The organism is Lutibaculum baratangense AMV1, from assembly GCF_000496075.1.
GTDB classification, from domain to species: domain Bacteria; phylum Pseudomonadota; class Alphaproteobacteria; order Rhizobiales; family Tepidamorphaceae; genus Lutibaculum; species Lutibaculum baratangense.
Genome location: NZ_AWXZ01000040.1, coordinates 154,659 through 168,547, shown reverse-complemented (window position 1 = coordinate 168,547; position 13,889 = coordinate 154,659). Strand labels below are relative to the sequence as shown.

The 13,889-nt window shown below is 69.0% G+C and carries 12 protein-coding genes; 9 read left to right on the top strand and 3 right to left on the bottom strand.

The window, feature by feature from the left end; translation table 11 throughout:
* The first annotated feature begins 39 nt into the window (after window positions 1-39).
* The 7 genes from N177_RS18555 to rpsU all read left to right on the top strand — a co-directional run bounded on the left by N177_RS18555 (window position 40) and on the right by rpsU (window position 5,860).
* Complete coding sequence (locus tag N177_RS18555; RefSeq protein WP_040486166.1) at window positions 40-1,152, top strand: ATP-dependent DNA helicase; 1,113 nt, start codon at window positions 40-42, stop codon at window positions 1,150-1,152.
* A gap of 267 nt (window positions 1,153-1,419) precedes the next feature.
* Entirely contained in the window at window positions 1,420-2,811 is a 1,392-nt protein-coding gene (locus tag N177_RS18550) for an arylsulfotransferase family protein (RefSeq protein WP_023433952.1), read from the top strand.
* Entirely contained in the window at window positions 2,808-3,083 is a 276-nt protein-coding gene (locus N177_RS18545) for a hypothetical protein (protein WP_023433951.1), read from the top strand. The genes N177_RS18550 and N177_RS18545 overlap by 4 nt, the downstream gene beginning before the upstream one ends.
* Before the next feature lie 3 nt (window positions 3,084-3,086).
* Complete coding sequence (locus N177_RS18540; protein ID WP_023433950.1) at window positions 3,087-3,800, top strand: hypothetical protein; 714 nt, start codon at window positions 3,087-3,089, stop codon at window positions 3,798-3,800.
* Between the two features lie 12 nt (window positions 3,801-3,812).
* Entirely contained in the window at window positions 3,813-4,931 is a 1,119-nt protein-coding gene (locus N177_RS18535; protein ID WP_023433949.1) for a sulfotransferase family protein, read from the top strand.
* Window positions 4,932-5,129: 198 nt separating this feature from the next.
* Window positions 5,130-5,339, top strand: a complete 210-nt coding sequence (locus tag N177_RS18530; RefSeq protein ID WP_023433948.1) for a cold-shock protein — start codon at window positions 5,130-5,132, stop codon at window positions 5,337-5,339.
* 275 nt (window positions 5,340-5,614) lie between these two features.
* Window positions 5,615-5,860, top strand: coding sequence for a 30S ribosomal protein S21 (gene rpsU, locus N177_RS18525; RefSeq protein ID WP_040486165.1), 246 nt, complete (start codon window positions 5,615-5,617; stop codon window positions 5,858-5,860).
* A gap of 132 nt (window positions 5,861-5,992) precedes the next feature.
* Here the strand turns inward: rpsU and N177_RS18520 are convergent, their stop codons facing one another.
* Window positions 5,993-7,363 carry a UDP-glucose dehydrogenase family protein gene (locus N177_RS18520; protein ID WP_023433946.1) on the bottom strand — a complete coding sequence of 457 codons (1,371 nt, stop codon included), beginning with the start codon at window positions 7,361-7,363 and terminating at the stop codon, window positions 5,993-5,995.
* A gap of 210 nt (window positions 7,364-7,573) precedes the next feature.
* Between N177_RS18520 and adhP the strand changes: the two genes are divergently transcribed.
* Together adhP and N177_RS18510 are read left to right on the top strand one after the other, a co-directional pair.
* On the top strand, window positions 7,574-8,602 hold the full coding sequence (gene adhP, locus N177_RS18515) for an alcohol dehydrogenase AdhP (protein WP_040486164.1): 1,029 nt from the start codon (window positions 7,574-7,576) through the stop codon (window positions 8,600-8,602).
* 202 nt (window positions 8,603-8,804) lie between these two features.
* Complete coding sequence (locus N177_RS18510) at window positions 8,805-9,899, top strand: sensor histidine kinase (RefSeq protein WP_023433944.1); 1,095 nt, start codon at window positions 8,805-8,807, stop codon at window positions 9,897-9,899.
* A gap of 13 nt (window positions 9,900-9,912) precedes the next feature.
* Here the strand turns inward: N177_RS18510 and N177_RS18505 are convergent, their stop codons facing one another.
* Together N177_RS18505 and mnmA are read right to left on the bottom strand one after the other, a co-directional pair.
* Window positions 9,913-10,605 (bottom strand): class I SAM-dependent methyltransferase, encoded by a 693-nt coding sequence (locus N177_RS18505; RefSeq protein WP_023433943.1) that lies wholly within the window; start codon window positions 10,603-10,605, stop codon window positions 9,913-9,915.
* A gap of 52 nt (window positions 10,606-10,657) precedes the next feature.
* Window positions 10,658-11,848: a tRNA 2-thiouridine(34) synthase MnmA gene (gene mnmA, locus N177_RS18500; protein WP_040486163.1), complete on the bottom strand. Its 1,191-nt coding sequence runs from the start codon at window positions 11,846-11,848 to the stop codon at window positions 10,658-10,660.
* Window positions 11,849-13,889: the final 2,041 nt, after the last annotated feature.

Sequence of the window (13,889 nt, the reverse complement as noted above, 5' to 3'; positions counted from 1 at the left end):
CGCCGCCCGGCATCTCCACCCCAGCGGACAGACGATCCGATGAAACCTTCCCCCCAGCAGGACGAGGCTATGACGGCCGTCTCCAGGTGGCTGAAGGAGAAGGATTCGCAGGTCTTCCGGCTCTTCGGCTACGCCGGCACCGGCAAGACGACGCTCGCCCGGCAGATCGCCGAAGGGGTGGACGGCGACGTCCTGTTCGCCGCCTTCACCGGCAAGGCCGCGCAGGTGCTTCGCAACAAGGGCTGCGCGAACGCGCGGACGATCCACTCGCTGATCTACCGGCCGCGCGGCGAGGAGACGGAGGACGAGACGGGCGAGACCCTGCCCGCCTTCTCGCTCAACCGCACGAGCCAGGTCGCGAAGGCGGAGCTCGTGATCATCGACGAATGCTCGATGGTCGACGAGGAGCTCGGCCGCGACCTCCTCTCCTTCGGCACGAAGGTGCTGGTGCTCGGCGATCCCGGGCAGCTGCCTCCGGTCTCCGGGGGTGGCTTCTTCACCGAGGCCGAGCCCGACATCCTGCTGACCGAGGTGCACCGGCAGGCGCGCGACAACCCGATCATCGACCTCGCGCAGACGGTGCGCGAGGGCGGGCACCTCGACTACGGCGAGTACGGGTCGAGCCGCGTGATCGGGCGTGACGAGATCGACGCGGAGACCGTCCTGTCGGCCGACCAGGTGCTCCTCGGCATCAACCGCACCCGCCACAAGTACAACCGGCGCATCCGCGAGCTGAAGGACTTCACCGAGCCCTACCCGCAGGTCGACGAGAAGCTCGTCTGCCTCAGGAACTCCTCCGAGAAGGGGCTGCTGAACGGCGGCCTCTGGCGCGTGACCTCGCTCGGGCTCTCGAACGGGCCCGCGGTCAACCTGCTCGTGAAGAGCGAGGACGAGGGTCCGCGGGGACCCTCCGCCAAGATTCGCGTGCTGAAGGAATTGTTCGACAAGGGGCCGGAGAACGTGCCCTTCGCGAAGCGCCGGAACTCCGACGAGTTCGACTACGGCTACGCCCTGACCGTGCACAAGGCGCAAGGCTCGCAGTGGGACGACCTCGTCCTCTTCGACGAGAGCTTCGCCTTCCGCGACACCCGCGAGCGCTGGCTCTACACGGCGATCACCCGCGCCGCCGAACGCATCACCATCGTCCGCTAGCGGGAACGCCGCCGGCTGCACAGACGACCCGCTGCCGTCTCACGGGCAGCGGCAAGCACGCCTCTTCTCGTGAACGAGATCGGCCTGCACAGGCCTTGTCTCCGAAACCGCCACCGCCAGGGAACAAGAAGAAGGTCCCGGCGTTTGGCGACCGATTCCCGTCAAGCAGGTCCATGAATGGGGCAGCGTCGCCCCCTTCTCTCCATTTTATGGCCCAGAGCGGTCGCTTTGTTGCGCCAGAGACAAGTGAAGAGGAGTGAGCGCGCCATGCCGCAGACGCCAGCGGACGGTCCCACGGATAATCCATCCAGCTCGTCTGGCGACCGCATCTTCCTCGCGGCGTTCCTCGTCGCCGTCGTCTTCATCGCCTTCGTGGCCGGTGCCGTCCTCACGACCGCCGGCGTGCCTCCGGGCCCCCAGATCGCCAACGCCTACCAGGGCGGCCGGGCCCTTTACGAACAGACGACGACGACGCGTGACGTTTACCGCTCCGATCTCTGGTATCCGGAGCGGCGCCCGGACAAAGGCGTGACGGTCCACGACGCGGATCGGGCGCAGGACGGCTTCACCCTCTACACGAGCGGCCACGAGGCGGCCGCCTTCCTGATCGGGATGGACGGCCAGGTGATCCACCAGTGGTCGCGGCCCTTCAGCACGGTCTGGAACGAGACCGCACGGGTGAAGAACCCTCTGCCCGACCAGAACGTCTATTTCCGCAAGGCGATGGTCTATCCGAACGGCGACCTCCTCGCGATCTACGAGGCGGCGGGCGACACCCCTTACGGCTACGGCGCGGTGAAGCTCGACAAGGACTCCAACGTCATCTGGAGCTACCTCGACCACACCCACCACGACATCGACATCGGCCCCGACGGTCGGATCTACCTGCTCACCCACGAGTTCGTCGACACGAAGATCGACGGCTTCGACAACCTCGCCCGGCCGCGCCTCGACGACTTCCTCGTCGTGCTCTCGCCGGAGGGAGAGGAGCTCGTGAAGGTCTCCTTGATCGATGCGATGGCGCGCTCCGAGTTCCGGCAGATGCTGCACACGGTCACCTCCTACGCCGTCGCGGACCCGCTCCACGCGAACACGGTCGACTACATCACCGCGGAGGACGCGGTGAACTTCGCGCCGGGCGAGGAGGGCCAGGTGATGCTGTCCTTCCGAGAGCTTCAGGCGATCGTGGTTCTCGACCTGCCGAGCGAGACGGTGACGTGGGCCAGACGCTCCGAATGGCTGGGCCAGCACGATCCCGACATCCTTCCGAACGGCAACATCCTGCTGTTCGACAATTACGGGAACTACGACCGTCCGAACGCCCGCTCGCGCGTGCTCGAGTACAACCCGCGCAACTCCGCGATCGTGTGGGAGTACGGCGGCACGCCGGACGACCCGCTCGACAGCATGATCAGGTCCTCCCAACAGGCTCTCGCGAACGGCAACACGCTGATCACCGAATCGAGCGGCGGCCGGCTGCTCGAAGTGACGCGCCAGGGCGAGATCGTCTGGGAGTACGTCAACCCCGTCCGCGGCGGCGAGGGAGAAGGCCGCATCCCCATCGTCTGCTGGGGCCAGCGGATCATGCCCGACGACCTCGACGAGAGCTTCACCAGCACCTTCCAGGCATCGCAGACAATCGAAAGGACCCCGGCATGACACGGTTCATCTTCATCGCGACGACCCTCGCCCTCCTCCCGACGGCCGCCTCGGCCTATGTCGGGCCCGGGGCCGGATTGAGCCTCCTCGGCGCCCTGTGGGCCCTGGTGGCCGCCGTCGGACTGGCGATCGCCTTCGTCGTGGCCTGGCCCATCCGCAAGCTGATGCGGCGGCGGAAGGGCGGGCAGGCGAGCGGATCCACGACGGGCACCGGCGCGGGCGCCGGCATGACGGGCAGCCCCTCCACGGCGCAGCCGCCCCGCGAGGGGTGAGCCATGGGTCTCCTCGATCTGCCCGCCCCGCTGTTCTCATGGGTCGACGGCCAGCTCGGCCGGCTTCTGCCGACCGTCCTCGTCGTCGTCCTATGGGCCGTGGTCGCGTCCTTCGCCTCGATGGAGCTTTACAGAGCCCTGTCGCCCCAGGCGAAGATCGCCGGCCTGCGCACCCGCCTCGCAGACGCCCAGGCGCGGCTCGCGGGCTATGACGGGCCCTTCGAGGGCGCCGGACCGCTGATCCGCGAGATGCTCGGCCTGGCGCTCAAGCGCGTCATCGTCGTGTTGCCGTCGACCTTGATCGCCTCGCTGCCGCTGCTGATGCTGATCATCTGGCTCGACAGCAGCTACGGGCGTGACTTGCCGGCTGCCGGGCAGCGCGTCGAGGTGACGGCGCCCCCCGGCTATAGCGGCGAATGGGTGGACGGCGCGCCCCGCCTCGCCCGCATCACGAGCGATTCGGGCGAGACGGTCGCCGAGGTTCCGGTCGAGGCGCCGGTGCCGGTGATCCACAAGCGGCGCTGGTGGAACGCCCTGATCGGCAATCCGGCCGGTTATCTGTCGGAGCAGCTGCCGATCGACTGGATCACGCTGGATCTGCCGGGCCGCGAGATGCTCAGCGCCGGCCCGTGGTGGACGCGGCGGTGGGAGTTCGTGTTCTTCCCCGCGCTCGTCCTCATGTCGCTCGCCCTCAAGCACGTGCGACGAATCGAGTAGCGGAGCTGAACCATGACGCAGACGAGCGACGCCAGATCGAGCGTCAGCGGGTGGATGGACTTTCTGGGTGGGCTCGTGGAGCGACATCCCTGGGCCTGGATCCGGTTGGGCGGAATGGAATCCCGCCTCGCGCGAGAACGGATCGAGGGCAGCGACATCGTCGCGCCGATCTACGTCACCGGCCTCGCACGATCCGGCAGCACGATGCTGCTCGAGCTTCTGGCCCGCCACGAAGACGTCGCGACCCACAGGTATCGCGACTTCCCGCCGGTGCTGACCCCTCTCGCCTGGAACTGGTTCGTCGACCGGGCGGGCACCCGGGAGCAGGAGGCCGAGGAGCGCGCGCACAAGGACCGCATCCTCGTGACGCCAGAGAGCCCCGAAGCCTTCGAGGAGGTCTTCTGGATGGCCTTCTTCGAGCACCTCCACGATCCCTCGAGGAGTTCGGTGCTGGACGGGGAGACGTCGCACGCCGCGTTCGAGGCCTTCTACCGCGACCACATCCGCAAGCTGCTCGCGCTGCGCGGCGGAACCCGCTACCTCGCCAAGGGCAATTACAACGTCACCCGCCTCGACTACCTCCTGAAGCTCTTCCCCGACGCTCGGTTCGTCGTGCCGGTGCGCGATCCCCTCTGGCACATAGCTTCGCTCATGAAGCAGCATCGGCTGTTCTGCCGCGACGCCGAGGCCGATCCGAGGGTGGCGCGGCACCTGCGGCGGACGGGGCACTTCGAGTTCGGGCCCGACCGCAGATCGATCAACACGGGTGGCGAGGGCGCCGAGGAGGTCATGCGGCTGTGGCGGGACGGGCGGGAGGTCGAGGGTTGGGCGCTGCACTGGTCGATCGTCTATGGCCACGTCGTCGACAGCCTGGAGCGAGACCCCGCGCTCGCCTCCGCCATCCACGTGGTGCGCTACGAGGAGATGTGCGCCGATCCGGCAGGTACGATGAGCCGCGTCCTCGCGCACTGCGACCTCGAGGCGGGGGATTTGCCGGACACCGCCAGGGGGCTCGTCAGCGCCCCGTCCTACTACCGCCCCACATTCGACGCCGCGGAAGAGGCTCTGATCCGCAGGACCACGGAGATGACGGCGGTCCGGCTCGGCTATGCGCCGTCCCACACCACGTGAGACGAGGGCGCAATTTCGGCGCTGGTGGATTGCCTTGCGGCTCGCGAGAGTCCATATATGCGCCTGTTCGAGACTGCGCTCTGCCTTGACTGCCGGACTTTCGGCCTCTCCCAAGACATCGCTCATTTCGGATAACGGCTCGCGCGAAGGGTCGCATCGAGCCGAAACGCAATTTCGCGTGTTTCAAAGGAGGCCCAAATGGCCACTGGTACCGTCAAGTTCTTCAACCACGATCGCGGCTACGGCTTCATCCAGCCCGACCAGGGCGGCCCGGACGTGTTCGTCCACGCCACTGCCGTCGAGCGCGCCGGCATGTCCGCCCTCGCCGAGGGTCAGAAGCTCTCTTACGAGGTCGAGAACGACCGCCGCTCGGGCAAGCCCGCCGCGACGAATCTCGAGGCGCTCTGAGCAGCCTCATCCCGACGCTCGAGTTCGGCTTGAAGCGCGCCACGGCAGGCCGTTCGCGTGACGGTCTGCCATTTGCGGCTGCTGTGCCGGACGCTCGGGCGTTGGTTGCTTGGAGCGGAACCTTTCCGCTCCAATTTCGTTCCGAAGGATCTGGCGCCTTCCCTCTGTGGTCGAAGGCCGGACTGATCGTACCCTGGATCCGCTGATGCGACAGGTCGCCCCGCTGCGGCCGTCACCGGCGGTGATGACCAACATGATCGGCAAAGGAGAGACCCCTGCAAGTTTTCGTCCGTGACAACAACGTCGAGCAGGCCATCCGGGCCCTCAAGAAGAAGCTTCAGCGCGAAGGTGTCTTCCGCGAGATGAAGCGCCGCCGCTCTTACGAGAAGCCGTCCGAGAAGCGCGCCCGCGAGCAGGGCGAAGCGATCCGCCGCGCCCGCAAGGCTGCGCGGAAGATGGCGCAGCGCGAGGGCCTGATCGCCAAGCCGAAGCGCAAGGCGGTCGCAGGCGGGCGCCGCTGACCCGTCTCGCGGAGGGGCGCTAGCGCCCGCCGCTTCACGAATTGCCGCGAACACGGCGCCTGGCGGCGCCACGCCTTCGCGGAGACACGCAAAGGGCTCGCGCCGCGTTGTCGGCCGGGCCCTTTTCGCGTCCTAGCCCTGCTCTGTGGCGCGCTCGAGCGGCGGTGCCACCTCGACGACCTCGCCCGCCACGGCCGGTCGCCCCACCGACACGTAGGTGAAGCCCTTCTCGCGCATCTCCTCGAGCGTGTAGATGTTCCTGAGGTCGACGATGACGGGCGCAGTCAGGAGGCGCCTGACACGGCCGAGATCGAGCGCGCGGAACTCGTTCCACTCCGTGAGGATGGCCAGCGCGTCCGCGCCCGCCATCGCCTCGTAGGAGGAGTTGCACCAGACGACGCCCGCGAAGGCGTCGATCTTCTTCGCCTCTCCCATCGCCGCGGGGTCGTAGGCCTTCACCGTCGCGCCCGCCGCCTTCAGCCGGCCCACGATGTCGATCGACGGCGCCTCGCGCATGTCGTCGGTCTGCGGCTTGAAAGCCACGCCCAGCACCGCCACGGTCCTGCCCTGAAGCGAGCCGCCGCAGGCCTCGATGATCCGGTCGGCCATGCGGCCCTTGCGCGCGTCGTTCACCTGCATCACCGCCTCGACGATCCGCGTCGGCGCCTCGAACTGCTCGGCCGTGCGCACGAGCGCCAGCGTGTCCTTCGGGAAGCACGAGCCGCCGAAGCCCGGCCCCGCATGCAGGAACTTCGAGCCGATGCGCCGGTCGAGGCCGATGCCGCGGGCGACGTCCTGCACGTCCGCGCCCGTCTTCTCGCAGAGGTCGGCGATCTCGTTGATGAAGGAGATCTTCGTCGCGAGGAAGGCGTTCGCGGCGTATTTCGTCAGTTCCGCCGTCCGCCGCCTGGTGAACAGGAGCGGCGTCTCGTTGATGAAGAGCGGGCGGTAGAGAAGCCGCATGACCTCCCGCGCCTTCTCGTTCTCGACGCCGATGACGACGCGGTCCGGCCGCTTGAAGTCCTCGATCGCCGAGCCCTCGCGCAGGAACTCGGGGTTCGAGGCGACGTCGATCTTCAGGTCCGGCCGCGCTTCGCGCACGATCCGCTCGACCTCGTCGCCGGTGCACACGGGCACGGTCGACTTCGTGACGACGACGACGTAGCCGTCGGCCGCCTTCGCCACCTCCTCGGCCGCGGCGTAGACGTAGGAGAGGTCGGCATGGCCGTCGCCGCGCCGCGACGGCGTGCCGACGGCGATGAAGACCGCGTCCGCCCCCTTCACCGCGCTCGGCAAATCGGTCGTGAAGGAGAGCCGGCCGACCGTCTGGTTGCCCGCCACCAGAACGTCGAGCCCCGGCTCGTAGATCGGGATCTCGTTCTTCAGGAGACGCTTGATCTTCAGCTCGTCCTTGTCGACGCACACGACCTCGTGGCCGAAGTCGGCGAAGCAGGCGCCAGAGACGAGACCGACATACCCGGTCCCGATCATCGCGATCTTCATGCGCTCGTCCTCAATCTCGCACAGGCGGAGCGGTGGCTGCTCCTTCGAAAACCCTTATGACGAATGCCGCGACGGCGCCATGACGGCGCCGCGCGTGACCGGCAGGAGACGGACCGCCGCGGCATTGTCCTTGCGCCAGATCATGGCGCCTCCCGCCTCTTTCGCCTACCCGAACGATCAACGACGCCATCAGCCCGGGAGTTTCTGCACATGGCGAAGATGATGAAGGCTGCGGTCGTCCGCGAGCTCGGCAAGCCTCTCGTGATCGAGGACATGAAGGTGCCGGAGGTCGGGCGCGGCCAGATCCTGATGAAGGTCGAAGCATCGGGCGTCTGCCACACGGATCTGCACGCGGCGAGTGGCGACTGGCCGGTCAAGCCGACGCCGCCCTTCATCCCCGGCCACGAGGGCGTCGGCTACGTCGCGGCCGTGGGAGCGGAGGTTACGGCGGTGAAGGAAGGCGACCGGATCGGCGTGCCGTGGCTGCACACGGCCTGCGGCCACTGCGAGCACTGCCGCACGGGCTGGGAAACGCTCTGCTACGACCAGCAGATGACGGGCTACACGGTGAATGGCGGGTTCGCCGAATACGTGCTGGCGGACCCGAACTATGTGGGACACCTGCCGGACAACCTCGACTTCGGCGCGGCGGCCCCCGTCCTGTGCGCGGGCGTCACCGTCTACAAGGGCCTGAAGGAGACGGACACGAAGCCGGGCGACTGGGTAACGGTCTCCGGCATCGGCGGGCTCGGCCACATGGCGGTGCAGTACGCGAAGGCGATGGGCCGGCACGTGGTGGCCGTCGACGTCGCCGAGGACAAGCTGAAGCTCGCCGCAGAGCTCGGCGCGGACGCGACCGTGGACGCGCGCGCCAACGACGCGGTCGAGCAGGTGCGTCAGATCACCGATGGCGGCGCCCACGGCATCCTTGTGACCGCCGTTTCGCGCCCCGCCTTCGCGCAGGCCCTGGCGATGACGCGGCGCGGCGGCACGATGTCCATGGTCGGCCTGCCGCCCGGCGACTTCCCGCTGCCGATCTTCGACGTGGTCCTGAACCGGATCACCGTCCGAGGCTCGATCGTCGGCACGAGGCAGGACCTCGTCGAGGCCCTGCAGTTCGCAGGGGAAGGCAAGGTCGCCTCCCATTTCAGCTGGGACAGCCTCGACAACATCAACGACATCTTCGACCGGATGCGCGACGGCAGGATCGACGGGCGCGTGGTGATGAGGATCGCCTGAAGCGGCGATCCTCGCGGGCTCCGGCGATGATCCCGGCGACCGTGGGACGGGTTACTGCCCTCCACGGTTGCCGGCCAGGGCCCCTCGTGGGCGCAAGTCTCTCACACTGCGGGAAAATGTCGACTTCCCGACGGTGATGTCGCCGTTGTAGAAGCGGCGCCGGAGAGACGCGCACGCGCCCCGCGTGGCCAGGAGGCAATGAGTGACATCCGCAGGCGAAGAGATCGCCATCGAGCAGTCCGGCGGCCGGACAGGCACGCTGAACCTCGTCCAGAGGGCGCTCGTCCGCACGAGGAGGCTTCGCGACAGTGCGACTCACCGGTGGCTGTTCGCGGCGACGGCGGTCGTCGTCAGCACGGGCCTCCGCTACTGGCTCGACAGCGACCTCCCCTCTGGCTTCCCTTACCTCACCTTCTTTCCCGCCGTCATCCTCACCGCCTTCTTCGCGGGGCTTTGGCCCGGCATCGTCACCGGAGTCGCCTGCGGCTTCGCCTCCTGGTACCTCTTCATTCCCCCGCATCTCTCCTTCGCCCTTAATGGTGGAGCGGCGCTGGCGCTCGGCTTCTACGTCGCGATCATCGCCGTCGACATCTCGCTCATCCACTGGATGCACCAGGCCCTCGACCGGCTCGAAGCGGAGCGGGAGAAGGCCGCCCGTCTCGCGGCCGAGCGCGACCTGATGTTCAAGGAGCTGCAGCATCGGGTGTCCAACAACCTGGCCGTCGTGTCGGCCATGCTCAACGCGCAGCGGCGCGGGCTCCACGGCGAGGCGGCGAGCGTTCTGGCGCGGGCGGCCGCGCGCGTGAACCTCATCTCGAAGATCCAGCGCCAGTTGCACGACCCCGGCCAGCAGAACGTCGATTTCGGCCCGTATCTCCTGTCGCTCGGACCGGACCTCCTCGAGGCGGCGAACGCGCCGCACGTCTCCTACGAGGTCGAGGCGGATCCGGTGAGCATCCCGGCCGACCTCGCCGTCCCGCTGGGCCTGATCGCGACGGAGCTCATCTCGAACGCCATCGAGCACGCCTTCGCCGACGGCCGGGCCGGGCGGCTGCGGGTGGGACTGAAGCAGATCGCGGATGCTGACGGCCAATTCGAGCGCAGGGTGGCGCTGACCGTGGCCGATGACGGCCCCGGCTGGCCGGCCGACTTCCTCGACGGCCAGTCCCGGAATCTCGGCACGCGCATCATCCAGTCGCTCGCGCAGCAGATCGGCGGCACGCTCGCTTATCGCAGCGACCCCGGCGCCGTCTGCGAGCTCAGGTTCTCCCTCGCCGGCAGTCCCGCCCGGTCATAACGGCGCTTCTGCCTCAGTGCAGCGGCTCCGGCGCCTCGGAGTCGGTCTTCCTGAAGCGCAGCATGGAGAAGAGGCCGAACGGCCTGAAGCGGCGGGTTTCGACCAGCGTCAGGTTCGGCTGCCCCATGATGTACTCGACCGGCATCGCAGGATGCCATCCGAGCTTCTTGCCGTGCGGCGCCATCAGCGCCTCGACATGCTGATAGAGGCCCTTCTCGGACTTGAAATGGCTGACGAGCACCACCTCGCCACCCGGACGGCAGACGCGCTCGAACTCGGCCATCACCTTCAGGGGATCGGGCACGGCGGTGATCGTGTACATCGAGACGACCACGTCGAAGCTGTCATCGGGGTAGTCGAGCGCGGCGATGTCCATCTCGCGGAGTTCCTCGACATTCGTCAGACCCTCCCGCGCGACCCGCTGCCGTGCGCGCTCGAGCATCTCGCCCGACAGGTCGACCCCGGTCACCTTCACGTCGGGGCCGAACATCGGCAGGGAGAGCCCCGTGCCCACGCCCGCCTCGAGGACGCGACCACCGAGGCTGTTCACGTGCTCGCAGGCCTGCTTCCGCCCGGTGTCCACGATCTTGCCGAAGAAGACGTCGTAGATCGGCGCGTAACGTTTGTAGACGCGGCGCACGTCGTCCGCCTGCAGATGAATGTGATGCTCGGCCGCGCGCGACTCAGTCTGCCGGGATTCGGTCATGTCGGAACCTGGCTTCCCTCTCGGCCGCCGCCCAAGACAAGTCGCTAAGCGTTCAGCGCGCGGCGGCGGGCTCGCGCGGAAACGCCACTTCGGTAACGCGGGGAAACGCGGATCGGGTTCCGGTGATCCAGCCACCGCCGAGAACCCGGCTCTGCGACGCTCCCGATTCGTAGAAGACGCAGGCCTGCCCGGGCGACACGCCGGCCTCGCCCTCGGCGAGCTCGACCGTCACCCGGCCGTCATCGGCCACCTCGAGCCACGCAGGGGCCGGTGCCCGCGTGGAGCGCACCTTCACATGGAGCTCGTGACGCCCTGACGACAGCGCTCCGTCGCCGATCCAGTTGACGTCCCGAAGGAAGATACGCCGCGTCTCGAGAGCCTCGCGGGGCCCGACCACCACCCGCGCCGAGCCGGCGTCGAGATCGACGACGAACAGGGGCTCCCCGGTGGCGACGCCGAGACCGCGCCGCTGGCCGATCGTGTAGTGGATGATGCCCTCGTGGCGGCCGAGGATGCGGCCGTCGACATGGACGATGTCCCCGGGCGTCGACGCGCCGGGGCGCAGCCGCGCGATCACCTGGCTGTAGCGTCCGGTGGGCACGAAGCAGATGTCCTGGCTGTCGCTCTTCTCGGCGATGTCGAGGCCGAAGCGCCGCGCCCACTCGCGCGTCTCCGCCTTCTCCATGTCGCCGAGCGGGAAACGCAGGAAGGAAAGCTGCTCCGACGTCGTCGCGAACAGGAAATAGCTCTGGTCCCGGCTCTCGTCCCGCGCGCGGTGGAGAGCCCGGCCGCCGCCCGGCCGCCCCCGGCTCGCGATGTAGTGACCGGTCGCAAGCGCATCGGCGCCCAGATCCCTGGCCGTCTCGAGGAGGTCGCGGAACTTGATCGACTGGTTGCAGGCGACGCAAGGAATCGGCGTCTCGCCCATCAGATAGGAATCGGCGAAGCGGTCGATGACCTCCTCGCGGAACCGCGCCTCGTAGTCGAGAACGTAGTGCGGAATGTCGAGCTTCGCGGCGACGCGGCGGGCGTCGTAGATGTCCTGGCCGGCGCAACAGGCGCCGGAGCGATGCGTCGCGCTGCCATGGTCGTAGAGCTGCAGCGTCACGCCGACCACGTTGTAGCCGGACGCCTTCAGGAGTGCCGCCGTGACGCTCGAGTCGACGCCGCCGGACATGGCGACGACGACCCGCGCCTCCTCGCGCGGGACGGGCAGTTCGAGGTCGATGTTCACGTCGGTCATGTCGGTTCTGCCATACGGCTTCTCGCCGTCGCCGGACGCCGCCGAACTCACGGCGGAAAGACTGCAGGGCCGGCGGCAAGTTTTGCCGCGCTTCATCGCACAGGAGGGTGCCATGCTTCAAGGCACACGGCTCCGAAACCCTGTCCCCGCCTGTCGCTCCCATGTTGGCCCGAAGATTGCTGGGCACAAGGTGTTGTTCCCGCGCCGCAATCTGGCGCGACTCGTGAAGTGCCCGGTAGATGATGTTTCCTTCGCTCGCGTCTCTCGTCTCCTCGGTTTCCGGCGGCAGTTCTCAGGTGCGGTCGCCCGAGCAGGCGGAAGACGGTGCTTTCGCGGACGTTCTCTCGGCCAGCGCGGCCGACCCTGACCCGCGCCTTCCCGCCTCGCCCTCGCAGATCCGCGCAAGCGCCTCTCCCGCCGCTCTTCTCGCTGGAGAGGCCGCCGCCGCAGGCGTTAGCACGAACGCGCGGACGCGGGTTGCCGCAGTGGTGGCGCAGGCCCAGTACGAGGCGCTGGTGGCGAGGACGGAGCGTCCCGACGACGAAGACGGCGACGAGAGCGAGGCGACGGAACGGCAGAAGCCGCGACCAGCCGACCGTCCGCTGTCCCCGGCGGTCGCTCCAGCCGATCGGGACAATGCCACCGCGCCCGACGGCAGCGAGCCGCTCCCCCTCCCCGGGACGCCGCCGGCCGGTCCGCTCAAGGGCGCGCCGCAGAAGGGCGCCGACACCGGTGCAGGAACGCCTCTTCCGACCCGGGGTGGTCCTCTGGGGCAGTCGCAACCCGAGACCAGAGGCCCGATCGCGGGGGGATCGCCGGGTCCCTCGCCGGCGGCTGGCCGAAGCGGCGGCGCTCTCCCCGCACCCCCTGTCGCAGACGCGGATGCCGGCAGTCCGGCCCCGGCAGCAGGCGGCGACAAGAACACTCCCGCTGCGCCGGCCACGGACGATTCGACTACGGCGCGTGCGCAGGCAGGCGGCGAGAGCCTGTCCGCGAGCGCCCGCGGAGACGCCGGACGCTTCTGGACGGAAGCCGCGAGTGCAAATCAGTTAGCGGGCACGCCTGCGACCCTGCCCTCCGCATCGCCCTTGCAACAGATGGCCGCGCAGAGCGCCGCTCATGCCGCCTCCATTGCGGACGGGGCACCGAGCCGGGTGACGAACGGGTCGATCGCTCCAGACGCGGAGGAACAGGACGGCCCACGGCGGACCAACGAGGCATCCGGGCAGGTCGCGGAGCCGTCAGTGCGATTGCCGGCCGCGGACGGGGTGGCGAGGACCACCGCGACACCCTCCGCCGAGGAGGTTCGAGCGCAGCCGCACACCGCCGCGGCGGCCTCCCCCGCCACGGCGCCGCGTCCCGGCACTCCCGTCGGCCCCGTGGCGGCCGCCCCGGCCGTGCCACAGCGCCCTGCCACATCCGTCGCCTCTTCGACGGGATCCGATGCCGCCCCCGAGGGTGTCGAGCCCGCGCGTCGCGAGGCGACCTCCCCGCACGCCGCGAAGACCGCACAACCGGCCTCATCCCAGCCGATGGCGGCCGCGGCCGCGGCCGATCCGTCGATGCCTGCCGCCTCTCCGGCCGCGCAGCCTCCGCGCCCCGATCGAGCCGCCTCAGCCGGTGAACAGGGTCAGCCGGATGGTCGAGCGCCCGCAGCCGCGCAGGCGCCCGCCGGCGCGGATGTGCGTTCTGTAAATTCCCCGATGGCCGATGCTGCCCAGAGCCGCGCCCAGGTCCCGTCACCGGCCCTGCCGGATGGCGTGGTCCTGAAGGTCATTGCCGATCCCGCGATGCCGGACGCGCCGACGACTGGTGGCGCAAGCCCCCTCGCCCCGACGGCAGGCCGCGGCGCGAACGGCCCGCAGACGCCCGAAGACACGCCGGCTCCGCCGCGCCAGCCACGCCACGCGGAAAGCCTGCCGACGGCCGGCAGCAGGGATACTGCGCGGGCCGATGACGCATCACTGCCGGTGAAGTCGGCCACGCCCCGGCCCGTCGTCGACCCTGCTTCCACCGACAGCGCGCCCCGTCCCGCCGCCTC

What these genes read in the sequence shown, in the direction of transcription:
- N177_RS18555 (WP_040486166.1), top strand. Translation starts at nt 40, where the DNA reads ATGAAACCTTCCCCCCAGCAGGACGAGGCTATGACGGCCGTCTCCAGG.
- N177_RS18550 (WP_023433952.1), top strand. Translation starts at nt 1,420, where the DNA reads ATGCCGCAGACGCCAGCGGACGGTCCCACGGATAATCCATCCAGCTCG.
- N177_RS18545 (WP_023433951.1), top strand. Translation starts at nt 2,808, where the DNA reads ATGACACGGTTCATCTTCATCGCGACGACCCTCGCCCTCCTCCCGACG.
- N177_RS18540 (WP_023433950.1), top strand. Translation starts at nt 3,087, where the DNA reads ATGGGTCTCCTCGATCTGCCCGCCCCGCTGTTCTCATGGGTCGACGGC.
- N177_RS18535 (WP_023433949.1), top strand. Translation starts at nt 3,813, where the DNA reads ATGACGCAGACGAGCGACGCCAGATCGAGCGTCAGCGGGTGGATGGAC.
- N177_RS18530 (WP_023433948.1), top strand. Translation starts at nt 5,130, where the DNA reads ATGGCCACTGGTACCGTCAAGTTCTTCAACCACGATCGCGGCTACGGC.
- N177_RS18520 (WP_023433946.1), bottom strand. Translation starts at nt 7,363, where the DNA reads ATGAAGATCGCGATGATCGGGACCGGGTATGTCGGTCTCGTCTCTGGC.
- adhP (WP_040486164.1), top strand. Translation starts at nt 7,574, where the DNA reads ATGGCGAAGATGATGAAGGCTGCGGTCGTCCGCGAGCTCGGCAAGCCT.
- N177_RS18505 (WP_023433943.1), bottom strand. Translation starts at nt 10,605, where the DNA reads ATGACCGAATCCCGGCAGACTGAGTCGCGCGCGGCCGAGCATCACATT.
- mnmA (WP_040486163.1), bottom strand. Translation starts at nt 11,848, where the DNA reads ATGACCGACGTGAACATCGACCTCGAACTGCCCGTCCCGCGCGAGGAG.